The 18,120-nt window shown below is 66.7% G+C and carries 16 protein-coding genes and 1 tRNA gene; 13 read left to right on the top strand and 4 right to left on the bottom strand.

The genetic code is table 11. The features are described from left to right. Positions 1 to 232: 232 nt before the first annotated feature. Positions 233 to 306 (top strand) — tRNA-Gln (locus tag NWE53_RS04685). A 315-nt stretch (positions 307 to 621) separates the two neighbouring features. Here NWE53_RS04685 and NWE53_RS04680 read toward each other — a convergent pair. Further along, a complete protein-coding gene (locus tag NWE53_RS04680) occupies positions 622 to 1,119 on the bottom strand; it encodes a YciE/YciF ferroxidase family protein (protein ID WP_265054817.1) in 498 nt (165 codons plus the stop codon). A gap of 140 nt (positions 1,120 to 1,259) precedes the next feature. On the opposite strand from NWE53_RS04680, the gene NWE53_RS04675 reads away from it, so the two are divergent. Next, positions 1,260 to 1,490 carry a hypothetical protein gene (locus tag NWE53_RS04675; protein WP_265053209.1) on the top strand — a complete coding sequence of 77 codons (231 nt, stop codon included), beginning with the start codon at positions 1,260 to 1,262 and terminating at the stop codon, positions 1,488 to 1,490. A gap of 49 nt (positions 1,491 to 1,539) precedes the next feature. Here NWE53_RS04675 and NWE53_RS04670 read toward each other — a convergent pair whose 3' ends face one another. Beyond that, entirely contained in the window at positions 1,540 to 2,226 is a 687-nt protein-coding gene (locus tag NWE53_RS04670; RefSeq protein WP_265053208.1) for a DUF2161 domain-containing phosphodiesterase, read from the bottom strand. Positions 2,227 to 2,458: 232 nt separating this feature from the next. Next, entirely contained in the window at positions 2,459 to 3,961 is a 1,503-nt protein-coding gene (gene glpK, locus NWE53_RS04665; protein WP_265053207.1) for a glycerol kinase GlpK, read from the bottom strand. 183 nt (positions 3,962 to 4,144) lie between these two features. On the opposite strand from glpK, the gene NWE53_RS04660 reads away from it, so the two are divergent. Genes NWE53_RS04660 through NWE53_RS04650 form a run of 3 tightly spaced genes read left to right on the top strand, consistent with a single transcriptional unit; the run spans position 4,145 to position 6,521 of the window. Then, positions 4,145 to 5,293: a Ppx/GppA phosphatase family protein gene (locus tag NWE53_RS04660; protein WP_442864956.1), complete on the top strand. Its 1,149-nt coding sequence runs from the start codon at positions 4,145 to 4,147 to the stop codon at positions 5,291 to 5,293. A 9-nt stretch (positions 5,294 to 5,302) separates the two neighbouring features. After that, positions 5,303 to 6,052: an RlmE family RNA methyltransferase gene (locus tag NWE53_RS04655; protein ID WP_265053205.1), complete on the top strand. Its 750-nt coding sequence runs from the start codon at positions 5,303 to 5,305 to the stop codon at positions 6,050 to 6,052. Further along, positions 6,030 to 6,521, top strand: coding sequence for a hypothetical protein (locus NWE53_RS04650; protein ID WP_265053204.1), 492 nt, complete (start codon positions 6,030 to 6,032; stop codon positions 6,519 to 6,521). Before NWE53_RS04655 ends, NWE53_RS04650 begins: the two co-directional genes overlap by 23 nt. 76 nt (positions 6,522 to 6,597) lie before the next feature. Here NWE53_RS04650 and NWE53_RS04645 read toward each other — a convergent pair whose 3' ends face one another. Beyond that, the gene (locus NWE53_RS04645) at positions 6,598 to 8,037 is read right to left on the bottom strand and encodes an MFS transporter (protein ID WP_265053203.1); all 1,440 of its coding nucleotides are present in this window, start codon (positions 8,035 to 8,037) and stop codon (positions 6,598 to 6,600) included. Positions 8,038 to 8,327: 290 nt separating this feature from the next. On the opposite strand from NWE53_RS04645, the gene NWE53_RS04640 reads away from it, so the two are divergent. From NWE53_RS04640 to NWE53_RS04605, 8 genes are all read left to right on the top strand, one after another. Next, positions 8,328 to 8,654 (top strand): hypothetical protein, encoded by a 327-nt coding sequence (locus NWE53_RS04640; RefSeq protein ID WP_265053202.1) that lies wholly within the window; start codon positions 8,328 to 8,330, stop codon positions 8,652 to 8,654. Between the two features lie 183 nt (positions 8,655 to 8,837). Continuing rightward, the gene (gene guaB, locus NWE53_RS04635; RefSeq protein ID WP_265053201.1) at positions 8,838 to 10,331 is read left to right on the top strand and encodes an IMP dehydrogenase; all 1,494 of its coding nucleotides are present in this window, start codon (positions 8,838 to 8,840) and stop codon (positions 10,329 to 10,331) included. Positions 10,332 to 10,398: 67 nt separating this feature from the next. Beyond that, the gene (locus tag NWE53_RS04630) at positions 10,399 to 10,809 is read left to right on the top strand and encodes an MAPEG family protein (protein ID WP_265053200.1); all 411 of its coding nucleotides are present in this window, start codon (positions 10,399 to 10,401) and stop codon (positions 10,807 to 10,809) included. Between the two features lie 153 nt (positions 10,810 to 10,962). Then, entirely contained in the window at positions 10,963 to 12,042 is a 1,080-nt protein-coding gene (locus NWE53_RS04625; protein WP_265053199.1) for a DUF2865 domain-containing protein, read from the top strand. A 224-nt stretch (positions 12,043 to 12,266) separates the two neighbouring features. Next, positions 12,267 to 13,277, top strand: a complete 1,011-nt coding sequence (locus tag NWE53_RS04620; protein WP_265053198.1) for an extracellular solute-binding protein — start codon at positions 12,267 to 12,269, stop codon at positions 13,275 to 13,277. After that, entirely contained in the window at positions 13,274 to 14,959 is a 1,686-nt protein-coding gene (locus NWE53_RS04615) for an ABC transporter permease (protein WP_265053197.1), read from the top strand. Before NWE53_RS04620 ends, NWE53_RS04615 begins: the two co-directional genes overlap by 4 nt. A gap of 94 nt (positions 14,960 to 15,053) precedes the next feature. Next, a complete protein-coding gene (locus tag NWE53_RS04610) occupies positions 15,054 to 16,814 on the top strand; it encodes an AsmA family protein (protein ID WP_265053196.1) in 1,761 nt (586 codons plus the stop codon). 78 nt (positions 16,815 to 16,892) lie between these two features. Then, a complete protein-coding gene (locus NWE53_RS04605; protein ID WP_265053195.1) occupies positions 16,893 to 18,071 on the top strand; it encodes an E22 family MetX-like putative esterase in 1,179 nt (392 codons plus the stop codon). Positions 18,072 to 18,120 lie beyond the last annotated feature (49 nt).

The following is an 18,120-nucleotide window of genomic DNA, read 5'->3' as shown; positions in this document are numbered from 1 at the left end:
GCCGGGTGCCTGGCCCGACACGGGGCCTGCGGAGCCACTTCCGTTGCCGTAGTGGTCGAGAACAGCGCGGCGTCACTCCTGCCGAGCCCTGCTCAGTCCCGACGCGCGAAGTGATCGTCATCATGCCGCGACGTGTTTCACACTTGTCGTGAATTCGCCTCTTGCCAAGCCGGATCGCATTGATTAGACCCCGGCTCACCAACGCGGCGCACCACTGCAGCGCCCTCGTCGTTGGGGGATCGTCTAACGGTAGGACCCCAGACTCTGACTCTGGTTGTCTAGGTTCGAATCCTAGTCCCCCAGCCACTCATCCAGTGGCGACGCACAGCCCGATAAATCTTGATACTTACACTGTGAGCTTCTGCTGTGGCGACGCGGGCCGCGATTGTGCGGGCAAATTCGCACGCGCCGCGTTAAGGCCGGCTTGCGGCCACCACTCTGTAAATTTCGGAAGGGAGCCTACGGCTTGCTTCGAGGCGGAGTGGCGAGCGCCGCGTGCCGCGCTATCTGATCCGGATGCCCGCTAGATGCCCGCTATGAGATAAGCGCCAACACGGCGCAGGGTCCTGGGATCGCGGAGATGGCGATCGCCCCGGCTCCGTTGCCGGAGCGATCGATTCCTCAGGCGGCCTTGGCGACGGCGGCGGTATTTGCAGGCATGCCGAGTTGCGTCAGGGCCTTGTCGGTCTTGGTTTCCTCGGAAAGCGTGGCGTCGAGGAGCGTGACGGCGTCGTTGTGGCCGAGCTGCTTGGCCCAGGCTTTCAATGTGCCGTATCGCGCCATCTCGTAATGCTCCACCGCCTGGGCGGAGGCGACTAGGCCGGCGTCGAGAGCCGGGCTGTCGGCGTAATCCTCCATGACCGCCTTGCCTTCCTCGAGAATCCCGAGAATGGCGTCGCAGGTCTTGGCACGGGGCGCCTTGCCAATGATCTCGAAGACCTGGCCGAGCCGCTCGACCTGCCCTTCCGTTTCCTCGCGGTGGGTCTCGAAGGCCTTCTTCAGTTCGGGTGCCGTCGCGGCCTTGGCCATCTTGGGCAGCGCCTTCAGGATCTGTTTTTCGGCGTAGTAGACGTCCTTGAGCATGTCGAGAAACATCTCGTCCAGCGGCTTCGGTGTCATAGCCATGGCGCATCTCCGGAATGAGGGGTTCGTGGAAGCCCAACCCCTCATTTGCCGATCCGTTCCTGCACGAAGCCTAAATGTTTCCGGAACTTCGTATCCGGCGCCTGAGTTGCTCCCAATGCAGTCAGGAGGCTGATATGGCCAAGCAACCGGAAGCTCTCGCAACCTTCGCGGCAGCGGCGCGCAAGGACGGCAAGAAGCCCGAGGATATCGGGCTGGAAGCAACCGCGGAAACGAAGCCGCTACCGGACGACCCGGCGAAGAAGGCCGACGCGGCGACGAAGGTGCTTCGCGAGGGCGTGCTGAAAACGGATCAGGGTGCGGACGAGGCGATCGACTCGCTGACCGATCGCACAAGAGATCTCTGACACTGACAATTGTGCCCGCCGACGCCTTTCGCGCGCCGATGGTCAGTACCTAAGCGGATACCACGCTTTCCTCCTGCCTCAGCGAAGGCTGGGGCAGCCACGTTGCCAATGCGCTGCGGCCCGTCTCGGTCAACGCGTAGACGCCGCGCCCAGAGCGTTCGAACCAGCCATAGACATTGCGGCGCAGGATTTTCTGGGCATCGGGAAAGGATGGCTTGAGGTCGCGCGGCCGCTGCGGCCCCGATGACATCGCCGCTGCGCATGCGAGCGCCTGCTGGCGATAGGCCGTCATGATCGGCTTGCGCGTGCCTCCGCCAGCGACGGGGTCGCCCTGACGCCGCTTGTGCTCATCCACCAATCTCGAACGCCGGCGGGAATCCTTTCGCGGTATCGGCGCGGTCGGAGACACGAGGATGTCGACGCGGCCGGATTTGGAAACGCCCAGCATTCCAAAGCCGAGCCGCCGGCAGAGATTGCGATATCGCGGATCGCTTTCGCGGCCCCTGCCCTTGGCGGACAGTTCGGCGGCCAGCCAGATCTCGTCGCCGAGACTCAGTCGGTCGACGCCCTGCAGAACGAGTTCGAGATTGAACGTCAGCTTCAGCTCGCCGATCACCACCACGGAGGGGTCATCGTCCCGAAGCCCGACGAGATCGCAGGGCCCTATTTCTCCCTTGACGGTATAACCCAAGCCTTCGAGGAAGCGCTTGACGGGTCCATAAAGAGACGTTTCCACATCGCACCTCGCCGACAGTCTTCCGGAACATGCGCCGATAGTCGTTTCGGAGAGGCAAACGCCGGCGAGAAGACGACGGATATGGCTGCCGGACCATCCCTCGTAAACGCTCCGGCATGGATCCCGGGTCAGGCCCGGGATGACGGCGTGGTTCCGTGCTGGAGCAGTTCGCCCCGGCCCACAGTGTCGGCGATGGTCTCCCGAGCCTTGATGATCTGCGCTGGCGTTTCGGTCACCTTGCGCTCAGCGTCCGCCTTACGCTGTCGTGCCAGCCGCGGACCTTGTGCTCGCGCTGGCTCGCAGCCATGGCCGGCGAGAAGCGCCGTTCCAGCCGCCACTGATCGGCGAAGCGCTCCGGCTCCGGCAGCAACCCCGCATCGAGACCGGCGAGATAGGCCGCGCCGAGCGCCGTCGTCTCGAGCACCGTCGGCCGGTCGACCGGCAGGTCGAGGATGTCGGCGAGGCGCTGCATCGTCCAGTCGGAGGCGACCATGCCGCCATCGACCCTGAGCACCGAGCGCCCGCCCTGCCCGGCCTCCGGCCAATCGGCGTGCATCGCCTCGATCAGGTCGAGCGTCTGGTAGCAGACGCTTTCCAGCGTCGCGCGGGCGAACTCGCGCGGCCCGGAATTGCGGGTCAGGCCGAACATCGCGCCGCGGGCATGCGCATCCCAATGCGGTGCGCCCAAGCCGACGAAGGCCGGCACGAGATAGACGTCCTGCTCGGGATCGGCCGCCTCGGCGAGCGGGCCGGTCTCGCTCGCCTTCTCGATGATGCCGAGCCCGTCGCGCAGCCACTGCACGGCCGCGCCGGCGATGAAGATCGAGCCTTCGAGCGCATAGGTGCGCTTGCCGCCGAGCTGATAGGCCACGGTGCTGAGCAGGCGGTGTTTCGAGCGAACCGGCTTGTCGCCGGTGTTGAGCAGCGCGAAGCAGCCGGTGCCGTAGGTCGATTTCACCATTCCCGGCGTGAAGCAGGCCTGCCCGATCGTCGCCGCCTGCTGGTCCCCCGCAATGCCGCGCACCGGGATCGGCGAACCGAAGAGCTCCGGCACCGTGTCGCCGAAATGGGCGGCGCAATCGCGCACCTCCGGCAGGATAGCGGCGGGGATTCCGAAGAGAGCGAGGAGTTCGGCATCCCAGACGCCGCGGCCGATGTCGAACAGCATGGTGCGCGCGGCGTTGGTCGCGTCCGTGGCGTGGACGGCACCGCCGGTCAAACGCCAGAGCAGGAAGGCGTCGACCGTGCCGAAAGCGAGCTCGCCGGCCTCCGCACGGCGTCTGGCTCCGGGAACATTGTCGAGCAGCCAGGCGATCTTGGTGGCGGAGAAATAGGGGTCGATGCGCAAGCCGGTGCGCGCAGCTACCAACTCCTCATGGCCGGCGGCGACGAGATTCGCGCAGGTCTGCGCCGTGCGCCGGTCCTGCCAGACGATGGCGCGGTGGATCGCCCGGCCCGTCCTGCGGTCCCAGATCAGCGTCGTCTCGCGCTGGTTGGTGATTCCGATGGCGGCGACGTCGCTCGCGCCCAACCCGCCTTTGGACATCGCTTCGCGGGCCGTCGCCAGCACGCTGTCCCAGATATCCTCCGGCTCGTGCTCGACCCAGCCCGAAGCGGGGAAATGTTGCGGAAACTCCTGCTGGGCGGTGGCGCCGACCGAAAGGGACGCGTTGAACAGGATCGCGCGCGACGAAGTCGTGCCCTGATCGATGGCGAGGATGTGTCTGGCGGCCATGGCGATTCCCTGCCCTCATCTGCATTTGCCGGCATGCCAGCCAGCGGACACTGCCGATCAGCCCCCGCTCGCGCAAGGCCGGCGGGGCGCCGCGGCAAGGTTCCGCTTGGCATGGGGCTTGGGCTGTAGTTAGCTCAACATCGAAGCAACGGGCTGCGCTGCGTCGCGGCCCCTGCCGGACCGATGCGCCCGGCAGGTCAAGGGATTGAAAAGGTGGCGGTCGAGGACCGGCAGCAACGGGACGTCACGCATGTGACGCCGCCGCGTAGACCTAACGCCGATCCGCAACGGGCCGGCGCCGCTTCGGTTAGCGCGGCCTTCAAGACCTATGATCCGGCTTCGATCGATCCGCGGACCATCGCGACCTATGCGGCGCTCGATCTCGGCACGAACAACTGCCGGCTTCTGATCGCGCGCCCGGCGCAGCACGGCTTCCGCGTCGTCGATGCCTTCTCCCGCATCGTTCGCCTCGGCGAAGGCCTGGCCGCCAGCAGCAAGCTGGCGGATGCCGCCATGGACCGCGCGGTCGAGGCGCTGAAGATCTGCCGCGGCAAGATGGCGAATCGCGGGGTCACCCGCGCCCGGCTCGTCACCACCGAAGCGTGCCGCGCCGCGACAAACGGGCTCGACTTCATCCGCCGCGTCGCGGCGGAGGCCGAGCTCTCGCTCGAGATCATCGACCAGCGGACCGAGGCCTCTCTCGCCGTCTCCGGCTGCGCGGCATTGACGGACCCTGCGGCGGAAAGCGTCATCGTCTTCGACATCGGCGGCGGCTCGACCGAGATCGTCTGGCTCGGCGGGCGCAGCGAGGCGCGCGACCCGGCCGCTCGCATCCGCGAATGGGCCTCGCTGCCGATCGGCGTGGTCACCGTCGCGGAACGCTATGGCGGCATCCAGGTGAGCCGCGAACTCTTCGAGCGAATGGTGCAGGATAGCGCGCAGGCGCTTGAGCCCTTTGCGAAAAAGGCCGCAGCGGCGCGCAGCGCCAAGGGCTTCCATCTGCTCGGCACCTCAGGGACCGTGACGACCGTCGCCGGCATCCATCTCGACCTGCCGCGCTACGACCGCCGCGAGGTGGACGGGCTGTGGATGCAGCAGCGCGACATCCTCGCCGTCATCGACCGGTTGATCGAGATGGACTATGCCGCCCGGGCGGCCAATGCCTGCATCGGCCGCGAGCGCGCGGATCTGGTGCTGGCCGGCTGCGCGATCTTCGAGGCGATCCGCCGTGCCTTTCCGAGCGAGCGCGTGCGCATCGCCGATCGCGGGCTGCGCGAAGGCATGCTGCTGCGCATGATGCACGAGGACCGCGCCTGGTGGCGGCGGAAATAGGTTGAGACCATGAGTACCGGAAAATCGGGCGGCAAGACCGGCGGCGGAAAATCCGCCGGCGCGCGCGACATGCGCGTCAAGGTGAAGAAGGCCGGCAAGCTCAAGCATTCCTCGCAGCTCTGGCTCGAGCGCCAGCTCAACGACCCCTATGTGAAGCGCGCCAGGGAAATGGGCTATCGCTCCCGCGCCGCGTTCAAGCTCGAGGAGATGGACGACCGCTACAAGTTCCTGAAGCCCGGGCAGCGCCTGCTCGATCTCGGCTGCGCGCCGGGCGGCTGGTGCCAGATCGCGGCCAAGCGCATTGGGCTGGAGAACGGCAAGGGGCGCATCGTCGGCATCGACCTGCTGCCGGTCGACCCGATCCCCGGCGTCGACCTGATCGAGATGGACTTCATGGCCGAGGAGGCCCTGGCCCTGCTGACCGAGCGCCTCGGCGGACCGGCCGATGGCGTGATGTCCGACATGGCCGCCAACACCACCGGCCACAAGAAGACCGACCATCTCAAGATCATTGCGCTGGCCGAGGCGGCAGTCGAATTCGCGCACAGCGTGCTGGCGCCCGGCGGCTTCTTCCTCGCCAAGCTCTTCCAGGGTGGCGAGAGCGCCGAGCTGCTGGCCCAGCTCAAGCGCGACTTCACCACGGTGCGCAACGTCAAGCCGGCCGCGAGCCGCTCCGACTCGTCGGAGCTCTACGTGTTGGCCACGGGGTATAGGCGCAAGGCGGATGAGCCCGGTCTTGGCGCTGAGACCGGGGCTTGAAAGGGGTGGACTTGCCCTCACTAAAGCGCGTTTTGTTCGCGATGGCGCTGGGACACTTGCGGCAAGTGCGCTGTATGCCGTTTACGCGTTCGGCCTCGACGACCGTTTTTTCCGAAGATTTATGGTTGTGTTGACGGTGGGCGCCTACCCGGCGACGCTGTTCTTGGCGCTGCCTATCTACTTGGTCGTAAGAGATTGCGGGCGTCTCAGCCTTGCTTTCGTCTGCACGACGGCTGGCCTCGTCGCAATCTTACCTTGGCTGCTCCTAGAGCTTTTGTCATCGTCAGACGGCTTCAGTGCCAAGTTCGACAATGTCTGGCTGGTGAAAGACGGGGTTCTGACTGCCGCCGGCCGAATCTACAAAATCAGATCCTACGTGGAAAAATTTTCGGCAGGCGCGCTAGGCGGCGCTGTGTTCTGGCTGATTGTATTCGGCCGCCAAAGCAAGGCGCCCGTGGAACACACCTGACTGCCGCGCGTCGTTAGAAAGTTCATGATCAAAGGCTTGCCGACAATCGAAGCCAGCAACGGACTTGATCCAAGTGCTATTCGAGCGGCTTCTGATCGGCGATCGCCTCGGCGGTGACCTTGCGGGCGCTGACCGGGACATGGCCCGAGACCTCGGCGCCGGCATCTGGCGCGAGTTGCACCATCCACAGCACCGAAGAGGCCGAGACGAGCCCCACCAGCGCAAAGGCCGGCCAGAAATCCCCGGCACCCAGGGCCTGGCCGCCGTGGAAGGCGTTGACGCTCTCCAGCGCGAAGGCGCCGATCGTCACACCCATGCTGAGCGAGAGCTGCTGGGCCACGCTCGACAGGCTGGTCGCGCTCGACATGTCCCGGTTGGAGACGTCGGCATAGCTCAGCGCGTTGATGCCGGTGAACTGCAGCGAGCGGAAGCAGCCGCCGATCAGCAGCACGGACAGCATGATCGCGTGCGGCGTCGTCGGCGTGAACAGGCCGGATGCCGCGAGGAAGGCCGCGCCGATCACCGCATTGAACGTCAGCACGCGGCGGAAGCCGTAGCGCGCCAGGATCGTCTTCGCCAACGTCTTCATGATCAGCGCGCCGGCCGCCGAGACGAAGGTGATCAGGCCCGATTGCAGCGCATCGAGCCCGAATCCGAGCTGCAGCATCAGCGGCAGCAGGAAGGGAATCGCGCCGATGCCGGTGCGGAAGATCGAGCCGCCGATCACGCCGATGCGGAAGGTGGGAATCCGGAACAGAGACAGGTTGAGCACCGGGTAAGGCACGCGCCGGGCATGGAACCAGTAGGCCAGCAGCGCCGCCGCCCCGGCCAATGCGCAGCCATAGGACACGAATTGCGGCACCAGATGCCGCCCGCCCGTGGCGAGGCCGAGCATCAGGCTGGCGAAGCCGAAGGAGGACAGGATGAAGCCCTTGACGTCGAGCGGCGCGACATCCTCCTCGCGGATATCCTCGAAGAACAGGGTAGACAGCACGATGCCGATAAGGCCGATCGGGATGTTGATGAAGAAGATCCAGCGCCAGTCGAAATAGGTGGTGATGAAGCCGCCGAGCGGCGGCCCGACCACCGGGCCGACGAGCGCGGGAACCGTCAGATAGGCGAGCGCGCCGACGATCTCGGATTTGCTGACGCTGCGCAGGATCACAAGGCGCCCGACCGGGACCATCATCGCGCCGCCCATGCCCTGGACGAAGCGCGCGCCGACGAAGGCGCCGAGCGAATTCGACATCGCGCAGAGGATCGAGCCGAACATGAAGACGCAGAGCGCCGAGCGGAAGATCGTGCGCGCGCCGAAACGGTCGGCCATCCAGCCGGAGATCGGGATGAAGACGGCGAGGCTGACGAGATAGGAGGTCAGCGCGAGCTTGAGCGCGATCGGGTCTTCGCCCAGCGACTTCGCGATCACCGGCAGCGAGGTCGCGATCACGGTGGAGTCCGTGTTCTCCATGAACAGCGCGCAGGCGACGATAAGAGGGAGCAGTTTGGCGCGTTGCAAGGCTGTGACCTTTCGCCCTCGCAGTGAAGCGAGCGCGCGTGGAAATCATAAGCTCGGCTATTAATGCGATGGTTACGGTCTGACGAGAGGCGGAGTCGCATTTTCCGGCGGTTTCGCCGGCTCGTCACGCGCTTCCGTCATGCGCTGAGCTTATGCCCCGTCGGATGGCACAAATCTGCCATGCGTTTGCCTCACTCCTAGATGCGCTCGGGAAGCCCCATTTTCCGGACATCCGGCTTGGTCCGGATCGTCGCGAGGGGCGCGCGGCGTAACTTTCCGGAGAAGCTGACATGACCCCTGTTTCAAGTGTTTCCACCCTTTCGCGCCGGGTGCCCGTGAGCGTCCGGATGGCAGCTCTCGCCCTGCTCGCCGGCCTTGCCTACGGCGCAGCCATGACGGGTCCGGCAGCCGCAGCCTCGAACGACTGGCGCGCCGGCTGCGACTACAAGGCGGCCCCCCAGGGCTATGGCGACAGCATCCGCTACAACAACTGCATGCATCAGTCCGACTGCCAGCGCATGGCGAATGCCGCGGGCACCACGATGTACTCGGCGGGTTGCTTCGGCGTTGCCCCGGACGCGCCGGCTGCACCGATCACGCAGCGCCCTTCCCGCTGAGCCGGGGTAACAGCACCGAAACGGCGCCGCCATGAGCCGGCGTCGTTTCTGCACTGCAAAAGAATCCCGCCCCGCGCACTAGCCGAGGCAACGCGCGCATGCTAACGGGCCTCGTCAACTCGGCATTGGGCCTTTCGCCCTGCCCCTTTGAAAAGCCGGTTTCGCCCGGCGTCGGAGTTGACGATGACGCTTTCCCTCGACGGTCTGATTCGCGACGGTTTCACCTTCGACGACGTGCTGCTTGAGCCCGGCCCGTCCGAGGTCATGCCGGCCGATGTCGACATCCGCACCAAGCTCACCAAGTCGATCTCGCTCAACCTGCCGATCATCGCCTCGGCGATGGATACGGTGACGGAAGCCCGCATGGCGATCGCCATGGCGCAGGCCGGCGGCCTCGGCGTGATCCATCGCAATCTCGAAGCCGATCAGCAGGCGGCGCAGGTGCGCCTCGTCAAGAAGTTCGAGTCGGGCATGATCGCCAACCCGATCACCATCCACCCGGACGAGACGCTGGCCGACGCGCTGGCGCTGATGAAGAACAACGGCATCTCCGGCATTCCGGTGGTGGAGCGCGGCCCGCAGGGCCATAAGGGCAAGCTCGTCGGCATCGTCACCAACCGCGATGTGCGCTTCGCCGCCAACCCGGCCCAGCCCGTCTCCGAGCTGATGACCAAGGAGCGGCTGATCACGGTGCGCGAGGGCGTGAATCCCGAAGAGGCCCGCCGCCTGCTCCACCAGTTCCGCATCGAGAAGCTGCTCGTCGTCGACGATCACTATCGCTGCATCGGCCTGATCACCGTCAAGGACATGGAGAAGCAGGTCGCCCATCCGAACGCGGCCAAGGACTCGCAGGGGCGCCTTCTCGTCGCCGCCGCGACCACGACCGGCGACCTCGGCTTCGAGCGCTCGGAGATGCTGATCGATGCCGGCGTCGATCTCATCGTCGTCGACACTGCGCATGGCCATTCGTCGAAGGTTCTCGACGCGGTCAGCCGGGTGAAGAAGCTCTCGAATTCGGTGCAGGTCATCGCAGGCAACGTCGCCACCGCCGGCGGGGCACAGGCCCTGATCGATGCCGGCGCGGATGCGGTCAAGGTCGGCATCGGCCCGGGTTCGATCTGCACTACCCGCATCGTCGCGGGCGTCGGCGTGCCGCAGCTGACAGCGATCATGGATGCCGCCTCGGCCGCCAGCAAGGCGGGCGTCCCGGTCATCGCCGATGGCGGCATCAAGTATTCGGGCGACCTCGCCAAGGCGCTCGCCGCGGGCGCCTCCTGCGCCATGGTCGGCTCGCTGCTGGCGGGCACGGACGAGACCCCGGGCGAAACCTTCCTGTACCAGGGCCGCTCCTACAAGGCCTATCGCGGCATGGGCTCGGTCGGCGCGATGGCGCGCGGCTCGGCCGATCGCTACTTCCAGCAGGACATCAAGGACGCGCTGAAGCTCGTGCCGGAGGGTATCGAGGGCCAGGTCGCCTATAAGGGGCCCGTCTCCAGCGTGCTGCACCAGCTCGCCGGCGGCCTGCGCGCCGCCATGGGCTATGTCGGCGGCGGCACCCTGGAGGACTATCGCAACAAGGCCCGTTTCATCCGCATCACCAGCGCCGGCCTGCGCGAGAGCCATGTCCATGACGTGACGATCGTGCGCGAGAGCCCGAACTACCCGACCCGGTCTTGAGCCTTTCGCGCCTTTGTGCAGTCTGGCCCCGACAAGCGGGCCGGACGGCCGGGGCGGAGCACGACACATGACACTGAAGCTGGTCTATCCGGCGCTGGCCATGATCCTCTGGATCTTCGTGGTCGGCCTCATTCTCGCCATGCGCCGGAAGGACGCCTTCACCTCGGGCGCGGTGCGCCCGGGTGACGTCGACGTTTCGACCGAGCGCTATCCCGTCCCCGCCCGGCTCGCCTCCGCGAATTTCTCGAACCAGTTCGAGACGCCCATCGTCTTCTTCGCGCTGATCATGCTGGCGATGGAGGTCAATGCGACGAGCTATGTCATGGCCGCGCTGGCCTGGCTCTTCGTCGCGACCCGCGTCGTCCACACGCTCATCCATCTCGGCCCCAACAAGCTTCCGCTGCGCGGAGCGATCTACGGCGTCGGCGTCATCGCCCTGTTCGGGATGTGGATCGGCGTCCTGCTCGCCATACTCTGATCGCCAGCGCGACCACCAGCAGCCCTCTGCCCGGCGTTAAGCATCCTGCGGGTTTCCCCCCGCCGGCGGGGCGGAAGCGTTGAAGCTTAACGAAAAGTAAACTACACCCAAAAGGCGGCGGACGGTGGAACAAGCGTAGGTTGGAGTGACGCGATGTTGCGAGTCCGTGAGGTCCCCGTGCGGGCATTGCCCCGTGACGGCGAGGCCGTTCCCGTTGGCTCGGCCAAGAAGACAAGGTCCGCTCGGTCGCGAGCCGGCCGCTGGGCCGCCGCAACCGTGCTCGGCATCGCGATCGGCTCCGGCGGCATGGTGTTGACGGCCTCGCTGGTCCAGGCCGACGACGACGCCGGCATCCGCTCCTTCTTTCTGGAAGAAGCCGCGCGCAAGGCGGCACGCGCCCCGGCGCAGAGCGCTTCCTACGCATCGGTCCGCCCGACTGCCTATGCCCCCGCCGGCAATGGCTGGCGCCTGCCCCTGCTGCAGATGCAGCCGAACGGACGCATCGCTCACCCGCCGATCGGAATCAACCCGTTCCGGCAGGCTCCGAAGAAAGTCGCGAACCGGCAGCACAAGCCCGCCGATGCCGGGGCCGCCCTGGTTTCCACCAACAATGCGCAGACCTTCTGCGTGCGGCTCTGCGACGGCTTCCATGCCCCGCTCGGCCTTCTGCGTTCGGCGAGCGACATCGGCGCCCACGACGCCCTGTGCAAGGCGATGAACCCCGGCATTCCGGTCAAGGTGTTTCGGGCCGCCGCCGGCTCGACCAGCATCGACAATGCGGTCGCCGCGGATGGGCAGCGCTATGCGGCGCTGCCCATGGCCTACAGCCATGAGAAGGCGGCCGATCGCGCCTGCCGCCCCGCCATCGTGCAGGCCGGGGAGCGCCGCATCTCGCTGCTGCGGGACATCACCTTGCGCCCGGGCGACAGCGTCGTCCTCGACGGCAAGGTGTCGACCTTCGCAGGCGGATCGAGCTGGCCCTATAGCCGGCGCGACTTCCGCGACTTCCGCACGGCCTCCGAGCTGACCAAGGGCCAGCGCCAGCAGATCGACGAACGGGTCGGCATTTCGCGCATGGAGGCCGATGCCAGCAGCCTTCGTCGGCAGATGCGGGTTCGCGAGGCCAGGCTCCAGGATGACGACGTTGTCAGCGATGCCGTGCTGCGTGGGTCTCTCGATCCGACTTCGCATGGGTCGGTGCGCCTGATCCCCATCACGACTGCGTCACGCTGACGCTGAGAGAAGACTTGGACTAAAGGCGTACGACCTGGTTCATCGAGAAATCTTCTCGCCTTTCCAAGGTCATGGCCGTGTTATTATAATTAGTCCAAATAAAGACTATGCTCACATTCGTATAACACGCTGATTTAAAAGGACGATTTCGTTGACAGCCTCGCCGGGGGCGCATTAACGCTCGGTCGTCGCGCGTTTGGCGCCTTCACCGACGGAGCGTAAAAATGATCAGAAAAGCCCATCTCCACGCCCTGGCGCTGTCGTCCTGCCTGCTGGCCGCGCCGGCCCTCGCCCAGGAGGTCAATCTCTACACCACCCGCGAGCCGGCCCTGCTCAACCCCGCGCTCGAAGCCTTCACCAAGGATACCGGGATCAAGGTCAATGCCGTCTTCCTGAAGGACGGCCTGCAGGAGCGCATCCGCGCCGAGGGCGCCAACAGCCCCGCCGATGTCATGCTGGTGGTCGATGTCGGCGAGATCAACGCCGCGGTCGAGGCCGGCATCACCCAGCCGATCCAATCGGCGACGGTCGACAAGATCGTCCCGGCGCAGCTTCGCCCGGACAACAACTGGGTCACGCTGACCAAGCGCGCCCGCATCGTCGTCGCCTCGAAGGACCGCGTCGCCCAGGATGCCATCACCTATGAGGAGCTCGCCGATCCCAAGTGGAAGGGCAAGTTCTGCATCCGCGCCGGCCAGCACCCCTACAACAATGCGTTCTTCGCGGCCTTCATCGCGCATAACGGCCCGGAGAAGGCGGAAACCTATCTCAAGGCTCTGCGCGCCAACGCCGCCCGCAAGCCCGGCGGCGGCGACCGCGACGTGGCCCGCGACATCCAGTCCGGCCTCTGCGACGTCGCCGTGATCAACACCTACTATATCGGGCTGATGAGCCAGGCGAAGAACGAGCAGAAGGGCTGGTTCGACGCGATCAAGCCGCTCAAGACGACCTTCGCCAATGGCGGCACCCATGTGAACGTCTCGGCCGCGGCGCTGGCCAAGAACGCTCCGAACAAGGACAACGCCGTCAAGCTGGTCGAGTATATGCTCGGCGAGAAGGCGCAGGCCCTCTATGCCAACGGCAACTTCGAGTTTCCGGTCAACCCCGCCGTCACCGAATCCGACGCGGTGAAGCTGCTCGGCACGATCACGCCCGACAAGCTGCCGCTCTCCGAGGTCGCCAAGCAGCGCAAGCCCGCCGCCAATCTCGTCGACAAGGTCGGCTTCGACAGTTGAGCCCGAGCACGTCGCTCGCAATCTCCGGACGGTCGCCATTCGCGTGGCGGCCGTCGACGCGTTTTGCCCTGGCCTCGCTGCTGGGCGCCGCCCTTGTCCTGACGCCCCTGCTGGCCCTCGTCGCGACGGCCCTGTCATCGTCGCAGGCGGTGGAAATCTGGCCGCACCTCGCGGCCAACGTGCTGCCGACGGCGCTTGTCCAGACCGCGCTGCTGCTCGGCGGCGTCGGCGTCGTCAGCGCCGTTCTGGGCATCGGGACCGCCTGGCTGGTGACACAGTATGAGTTCGCCGGCCGGCGCCATTTCGAATGGCTGCTCGTGCTGCCGCTGGCCCTGCCGACCTATCTGACGGCCTACATCTATGTGGAGTTCCTCGGCTTTCAGGGGCCGCTGCAGAGCGGGCTGAGAGCCGTCACCGGCTGGCGCACGCTGCGCGACTACTGGTTCCCCGATCCGCGCAACCTGCCCGGCGCCATCGCGATCATGGCGATCGTCCTCTACCCCTATGTCTATCTCACCACCCGCGCGCTCTTCAGCATTCAGGGTGCGACGATCGTCGAGGCGGCGCGCAGCCTCGGCGCGACGCCGAGCCGGCTGTTCTGGCGCATCGGGCTGCCGCTCGCGCGGCCGGCGCTCGCCGCCGGGCTGACGCTCGTCCTGCTCGAGACGCTCAACGATATCGGCGCGACCGAATATCTCGGCGTCCGCTCGCTAACGCTCTCGATCTACACCACCTGGGTCAATCGCGGCTCGCTGCCGGGCGCGGCCCAGATCGCCTGCGTGATGCTGCTCGTCGTCTTCCTGCTGATCCTGACGGAGGCCCGCCTGCGCGGCCAGCGCCGCTTCGCTCTGCCGGTGCGCCAGCCGCGCCCCGCCGGCCGCAAGCCGCTGCGCGGCCGCGCCGCCGTCATTGCGACCGGCGCCTGTGCCCTGCCCGTCCTGTTCGGCGCCATCCTGCCGATCGGCTACCTCGCCAGCGAGATCCTGCAGCGCGGATTGCTCGCGCAATTCGACATCGCGCTGCTGCGGCTCCTCGGCAATGCCGTGCTGCTCGCGGGCATTGCATCCGCCATCGTGCTGCTGCTCGGGCTCGGTATCGCCACCGCCAGCCGCGCCGGCCGCGAATCCTGGCTGAGGCCCCTCGCCCGCCTTGCCTCGCTCGGCTATGCCGTGCCGGGCACCGTGCTCGCGCTCGGCCTCCTGATCCCGATCGCCGCCTTCGACAATGTGCTGGCGAATGCCGTCACGGCCCTGTTCGGCATCAAGGCGGGCCTGCTGCTGATCGGCTCCGGCGCGGCGCTGGTGATCGCCTATGTCGTGCGCTTCCTCGCCATCGGCGTTTCCGGCGTGGAGAGCGGCCTCAGCCGCGTCTCGCCGCGGATCGACGACGCAGCCCGTGCGCTCGGCGCCGGCCAGCCCGAGATTCTGCGCCGCATCCATTGGCCATTGATGCGCCCGGCCATCGCCGGCGCGGCGCTGCTCGTCTTCGTCGATTGCCTGAAGGAATTGCCGGCGACGCTGCTGCTGCGCCCCCTCAACCTCGATACGCTGGCGACGGTGGTCTACGGCCACGCCTCGCGCGGGGTCTTCGAGGATGGCGCGCTCGCTGCCCTGCTGATCATCCTCGCTGGCCTCTATCCGGCCATCGTTCTGGCCAAAACCGGTGCAAATCGTTTGGGATAGCTGGTTTCCCGGCCTCGACAACCCGCCCGCATCGGCCTAAACCAAGCGCCGCCAGGGGGCTGGCTGACTTTCGGCCCGTCCGATTCGGAAGTCCATGACCAGACGCACAGCGATCCTCGCCTTCAGCCTTGCCGTCGTCATCGGCCTGCTGCTCGGATTGCAGTCCTGGGATCTCGCGCTCGGCCGGGTGGAGCGTAGCGCCATCGCCGCGGTCGAGGAGAAGACGGGCTTCGTCGTCAAAGGTATCGAGCGCGCCGAGATCGCGCTCCTGCCGTTCCCGCGCATCAGCCTGTCCCGCGTCGGCTTCAGCCAGCGGGATAGCGCGCTCTCGGGCGAGGCTGTCCGTGTGCGCGCCCATCTGCGTCTCCTGCCCCTGCTGACCGGCCGATTGAGCTTCGACAGGATCGACCTCGTCGCGCCGCAGATCGACGTCTCGGTCGCACCCGGCAGCGACGGTGTGACCGAATGGCTCGCGGCGCCGCTGGCCGAGCTCGAAAGGCTGCGCAGCCAGAGCAAGATCGTCGTCCAGGGTGGCTCGATCTTCCTGCGTGCCAATGGCGTCATCCAGAGCGTGGTGCGCGATCTCAGCCTCGTCATCGACGAGCGCAGCCTGAACGAGCCGCTCGACCTGGCCGGCTCCCTCACCTGGCGCGGCGTCCCGACCGAAGTGAACCTGCGCTGGCCGATGGTCGGCGGGAGCGCCAAGGCGGCGCTTTCGGTCACCTCGCCGCTGCTGAAGCTGCGGTTCGACGGCACGCGCTCGGGGCCGGAGGAGCCTGTCGTCAACGGTCTTCTCGCCCTCTCCTCGCCGTCGGTTCCCGAGCTGCTGCGCTGGTTCGGCGAGGATTCGCGACTGGCCTCGGCCCTCGGCGCGCTCACGCTTTCGGCCGATCTGCAGCTCAAGCCGCACGAAGCCTCGTTCAACAACGCCATCGCCAGCCTCGACGGCGAACGCCTCGACGGCGTCATCAAGCTGTCTGAGGGCGCGGGCGGGCGCGCCGCGCTCTCCGGAACTCTCGCAGGCGCGACCCTCGACATCGGCCGTCTCGTCAACCGCCTGCCGATCCCGGCCATCGATGCCGCCGACACCGGCCCGCTCGATCTCGACGCCTGGACGGCGCGCGAGATCGATCTCAGGATCTCCGTCGATGCCGCCAGGCTGAATGGCGCCCGCCTCAACGACGTCGCGACCTACCTCCTGATCAAGAAGGGGCGTTTCGAAACCGGCCTGCTGCGCGCCGGCGCCTATGGCGGCAGCGTCAAGACGCGGTTGCTGGCGGTCAGCGCCCCTGCCGGCGTCGACATCAAGCTCCAGGCCGGGCTCGAGAAGGTGAATATCGGGCAGGCCAGCAGCGATATTCCGCAGCTTGGGCGCCTGAGCGGCAACGGCACGTTCCAGCTGGCGCTCGACGGTGCCGGCCGCACCTTCGACGAGATGCTGGGGTCGCTGACCGGGCGTGCCAACCTCTCCGTGAAGCAGGGCGAGCTCGCCGGAGCCGCTTTCTCCGATCTGCTGCGCCGCGCCGAGCGCAACCCCGCACAGGCCCTGCGCGACTGGCGCCAGGGCAAGACGCCCTTTGAGAGCCTGACCGCCAATGCAGGCATCGCCGGCGGGCTGCTGGTTCTGACCGAAGCCCAGATGAACGGCCAAACCTATCGCTTCAACCTGAGCGGCAATGCCTCGCTGCGCAGCCGCACTCTCGACATGGTCGCTTCGCTCGCCTCGACCAGCAGCGCGCTGAAGCTGCCCTTCAGTCTCAAGGGGCCGGTGGCTTCCCCGCTCTTCGAGCTGGAGACCGAGGCCTTCGTAAGCCCTGCCAGCGGCACGGCCTTTCCGGCCCTCCTCACCCGCTGAGCGAAGCCGCTTCCACAGGGCGCGGAAATCCGCTCTGATGCGGCAACGGCCGCATGACGGCCGAGGGAGGAAGCGGCGATGCGGATTTGGATCACGGGCGTTCTCGCCCTTGCGGGATGGGTTGCAGCGGGAATGGCCGGCGCACAGGATCTGATGGTCGAGAAGAAGGTCTTCGAGCTGCCGAGCTTCACGACCCAGTCGGGCCGCACGCTGAAGCAGGTCCGCGTCGGCTGGGAGAGCTACGGCACCCTCAACGCCGACAAATCCAATGCCGTGCTGATCTGCCATTTCTTCTCGGGCAATTCGCATGCTGCCGGCAAATACGCGGCCTCGGACGCTGCGCCTGGATACTGGGATGCCATCATCGGCCCCGGCAAGGCGATCGACACCGACAAATATTTCGTCATCGCCTCCGACACGCTGGTGAACCTCAACACCGGCGACCCGAAGACGACGACCACCGGCCCGGCCTCGATCGATCCCGATACCGGCAAGCCCTATGCGCTGGATTTCCCGATCGTCGGCATCCGTGACTTCGTCGAGGTTCAGAAGGCTCTGGTCGAAAGCCTCGGAATCAAGAAGCTTGCTCTGGTCGCCGGCCCCTCGATGGGCTCGCTCCAGACCTTCGAATGGGCAGCGAGCCATCCCGAGATGGTCGCCAAGGCGATGCCGGTGATCGGCGCGGCCGAGGCCGACGCCATGCTGATCGGCTGGCTCGATGTCTGGGCCGCCCCGGTCCTGGTCGATTCCAACTGGAACGGCGGGAACTACTACGGCAAGGCGCCGCCGCTCGCCGGGCTCGCCAAGGCGCTGGCGGCCGTGACGCTACAGGCCAACCATCAGGACTGGGCCAACGCCACCTTCGGCCGCAGGCCGGCCAAGGAGGGCGACGATCCGGCCAAGGCGCTGCTCAACAGGTTCCAGTTCCAGAGCGTGCTCGACAATGCCGGCGCCGCTCGCGCCAAGGTCTCGGACGCCAATCACTTCCTCTACCTGATCAAGGCGAACCAGCTCTTCACTGCCGGCGGCACCTCGCTCGCGGATGGCATGGCGAAGATCAGGGCGCCGATGCTCTACATCACCCAGCCGAAGGACCTCGTCTTCACGCCGGACGCGGTCGAGCGCACGGTGAAGGCGGCCAAGGATGCCGGCCGCGACATCACCCATGTCACCATCGACGGCTCGCGTGGCCATCTCGACGGCGTGATGTCGATGAAGCAGGCCGAAGGCGCGATCCGGGCGTTTCTGGCGAAGTGACCCGCGGACGCTGGCGCGACGAGGCGAACGCCGCATCGATTCGCGGCAT

Source organism: Bosea sp. NBC_00550 (assembly GCF_026020075.1).
In the GTDB taxonomy this organism is placed as follows: Bacteria; Pseudomonadota; Alphaproteobacteria; order Rhizobiales; family Beijerinckiaceae; genus Allobosea.
This window is presented reverse-complemented; position numbering and strand designations above follow the sequence as displayed.

Excerpts from the sequence above, each read along its gene's own strand:
- NWE53_RS04605 (WP_265053195.1), top strand. The coding sequence starts at position 16,893 with ATGCGGATTTGGATCACGGGCGTTCTCGCCCTTGCGGGATGGGTTGCA.
- NWE53_RS04630 (WP_265053200.1), top strand. The coding sequence starts at position 10,399 with ATGACACTGAAGCTGGTCTATCCGGCGCTGGCCATGATCCTCTGGATC.
- NWE53_RS04625 (WP_265053199.1), top strand. The coding sequence starts at position 10,963 with ATGTTGCGAGTCCGTGAGGTCCCCGTGCGGGCATTGCCCCGTGACGGC.
- NWE53_RS04610 (WP_265053196.1), top strand. The coding sequence starts at position 15,054 with ATGACCAGACGCACAGCGATCCTCGCCTTCAGCCTTGCCGTCGTCATC.
- glpK (WP_265053207.1), bottom strand. The coding sequence starts at position 3,961 with ATGGCCGCCAGACACATCCTCGCCATCGATCAGGGCACGACTTCGTCG.
- NWE53_RS04680 (WP_265054817.1), bottom strand. The coding sequence starts at position 1,119 with ATGACACCGAAGCCGCTGGACGAGATGTTTCTCGACATGCTCAAGGAC.
- guaB (WP_265053201.1), top strand. The coding sequence starts at position 8,838 with ATGACGCTTTCCCTCGACGGTCTGATTCGCGACGGTTTCACCTTCGAC.
- NWE53_RS04620 (WP_265053198.1), top strand. The coding sequence starts at position 12,267 with ATGATCAGAAAAGCCCATCTCCACGCCCTGGCGCTGTCGTCCTGCCTG.
- NWE53_RS04660 (WP_442864956.1), top strand. The coding sequence starts at position 4,145 with ATGCGCCCGGCAGGTCAAGGGATTGAAAAGGTGGCGGTCGAGGACCGG.
- NWE53_RS04675 (WP_265053209.1), top strand. The coding sequence starts at position 1,260 with ATGGCCAAGCAACCGGAAGCTCTCGCAACCTTCGCGGCAGCGGCGCGC.
- NWE53_RS04655 (WP_265053205.1), top strand. The coding sequence starts at position 5,303 with ATGAGTACCGGAAAATCGGGCGGCAAGACCGGCGGCGGAAAATCCGCC.
- NWE53_RS04640 (WP_265053202.1), top strand. The coding sequence starts at position 8,328 with ATGACCCCTGTTTCAAGTGTTTCCACCCTTTCGCGCCGGGTGCCCGTG.